This window comes from Serratia sp. (in: enterobacteria) (assembly GCF_046715635.1).
In the GTDB taxonomy this organism is placed as follows: domain Bacteria; phylum Pseudomonadota; class Gammaproteobacteria; order Enterobacterales; family Enterobacteriaceae; genus Chania.
In genome coordinates, this window is record NZ_JBKJYW010000060.1 from 1 (window position 1) to 2,857 (window position 2,857).

Below are 2,857 nucleotides of genomic sequence, written 5' to 3' on the forward strand. Positions count from 1 at the left end.
CACGCCCGCATGAGGGCGTGGATGCGATCGTGCTGGCCAGCCAACTGGTGACGGCGTTCCAGAGTATCACCAGCCGCAACATTAATACGTTGGAGTCCGCCGTTGTCAGCGTTACCCGTATTCAAGGTGGTAATACCTGGAACGTGTTACCCGAAAAGGTGGAACTCGAAGGCACAATACGCACGCACTCTGCCGATGTACAGCGCCAGGTTGAAGGGCATATCCGCCAGATCGCAGCCGGGTTGGCTGCCGCTTTCGGTGCAGAGATTGAGGTGGCGTGGTTTGCCGGGCCGACCATGCTGATCAACGACGAAAAATGGGCAACCTTTGCAACCGACGTTGCTCAGGCAGAAGGATATCAAACCCAGACTGCCGCCCTGCATATGGGAGGCGAGGATTTTGCTGCCTATCTGCAGCAGATCCCCGGGGCGTTTGTCAGCATCGGCAGCGCCAGTGAATACGGCCTGCATCATCCGGCATTTAGCCCTGATGAAGCCATGATTGAAGACGCCGCACGCTATTTTTCGGCGTTGGCCGAAAAAGCACTGCAAGTTATCTGACAGAGTGAATCAATACCAAGGGAAATAGCGCCTTTGGGAAATCTATTGTCTGAAAATGAGGATTAAACATGTCTTTAAACCGACAACTGCGCCTGGGCTCAATATTACACGGCGCGTCTGGCAATATGTCCGCATGGCGACACCCGGCAGCACAGGCAGATGCCAGCATTAATTTTGACTTCGTCAAAAAACGGCCATTAAGGCCGAAGAGGGAAAGCTTGATTTTCTGTTTGTGGCAGACGGTTTATATATTAATGAGAAATCCATACCGCATTTTTTAAATCGTTTTGAGCCACTGACGGTATTATCTGCGCTCGCCGCTATTACCAGCCGTTTGGGTTTGGTGGGCACCGTATCAACTTCCTACAGTGAGCCCTTCACCGTGGCACGTCAGTTTGCCAGCCTGGACCATCTGAGCAACGGCAGAGCTGGCTGGAACGTGGTGACCTCACCGCTGGAAGGATCGGCAAAAAACTTCTCCCGCGAAAAGCATCCTGAGCATGCATTGCGTTACCGCATTGCCGATGAATACCTGGAGGTGGTGAAAGGGCTTTGGGACTCTTGGGAAGAAGAGGCATTTACTCGCGATAAAGCCACCGGCCAATATTTTGATCCCGCTAAATTACATACGCTGGATCATCACGGTGACTTTTTCCAGGTGGCTGGCCCGCTGAATATTGGCCGCACGCCACAGGGCCGGCCAATTATATTTCAGGCTGGCGCTTCGGATGATGGAAAGCAATTAGCGGCGCGCCATGCCGATGCTATTTTTACCCACCATGAAACGCTGGAAGCGGCACAGGAGTTTTATCGTGACGTAAAAAGCCAGCTTGAGCGCTTTGGCCGCCGCCCGGAGGAACTGCATATTTTCCAGGGTGTCAGCCTGATTGTCGGAAAAGATGCCGAGGATGTTGAACGCCAGTATCAGGTGACCGCAGCCCTGGTTTCCATCAAAGACGCGCTCAACTACCTTGGCCGTTATTTTGAGCACCACGATTTCAGCCCATACCCGCTGGATGCGCCCTTCCCCGATGTAGGTGAGCTCGGGCAAAACAGCTTTCGCAGCACCACCGATGAAATCAAACGCAATGCCCGCGAACGTGGCCTGACGTTGCGCCAGGTGGCGCTGGAAGCCGCAACTCCCCGCCCACGCTTTCACGGTACGGCGCAACAGGTTGCCGATGGCCTGCAAAACTGGTTCGACACCTTTGCGGCAGACGGCTTCATTATCCAGGGCGGCACGCCTGATACCTTCCCGCGTTTTGTCGATGAAGTGGTGCCCATTCTACAAGCTCGCGGTCTTTTCCGTACGGAATACCCGGGCACGACACTGCGTGAAAGTCTGGGTCTGACATCGCCAGCTAATCAGTTCGTCCCGCAATAAACCAATAACGATAAAAGAGGCAACGCTATGCAGAAAACCCTATTACTCCTGGCGCTGGCGCTTAGCCCTGCCGCCTGGGCACAGAGTGTGACGATTAACGGCGCAGGCGTCAGCCTGGAGGCGAACACAGCGCCGATCAATACCAAGATAAATCCGCAGGCCGTGGCCCAATTGCCGCAGGGTTATCACTTTGCCGTCCCTGGTAAATTCACCGTCGCGGTGTCAGCGCTCAATTCACCGCCGCTGACCGTGTTTGCCGAAGATAACAAAACGCTGTTGGGCAGCGAGGTCGATATCGCCCGCCTGGTGGCGGATAGCCTGGGGCTGGAACTCAACGTCGTCCCAACTTCCTGGGAGGATTGGCCGCTTGGCGTTTATTCCGGCAAATATGATGCGGCCATCAGCAATATTACCGTCACCCGGGAGCGCAAAGAGAAATTCGATTTTGCCACTTACCGTAAAGACTCACTCGGGTTTTACGTCAAATCCGACAGCCCGATCAAGACCATAGAGAAAGCAGAAGATATTGCCGGGCTGCGCATTATCGTCGGTTCTGGCACCAACCAGGAAGCCATTCTGCTGGCCTGGGACCAGGAAAATCAGCAAAAAAGGTTGAAGCCTTTTACCCCGATTTATACCAAAGACGACGCTGCCCAAACGCTGGCATTGCAGTCTGGGCGCGCCGATGCCTTCTTTGGCCCGAACGTAACTGGAGCCTGGAAGGCGGCACTCACCGGCAAAACCCGTCTGGCCGGTAGCGTGGACGGTGGCTGGCCAAAAGCGGCACATATCGCAGTGACGCTGAAAAAAGACGGTGGCCTGGTGGCACCGGTACAAACCGCGCTGAATGGCGTTATCAACAATGGGGATTATGAAAAAGTGCTTAACCGCTGGGGTGAAGGCATTGAGCGCC

Annotated in this window: 1 protein-coding gene and 1 pseudogene; both read left to right on the forward strand. The window is 54.6% G+C overall.

From position 1 onward, the window contains the following. The coding region (locus ACLQ7H_RS03065; protein ID WP_411751402.1) for a M20/M25/M40 family metallo-hydrolase at window positions 1-560 on the forward strand (560 nt) is incomplete at its 5' end. A gap of 68 nt (window positions 561-628) precedes the next feature. Then, window positions 629-2,857: pseudogene (locus ACLQ7H_RS03070) on the forward strand (NtaA/DmoA family FMN-dependent monooxygenase); the annotation flags it as partial.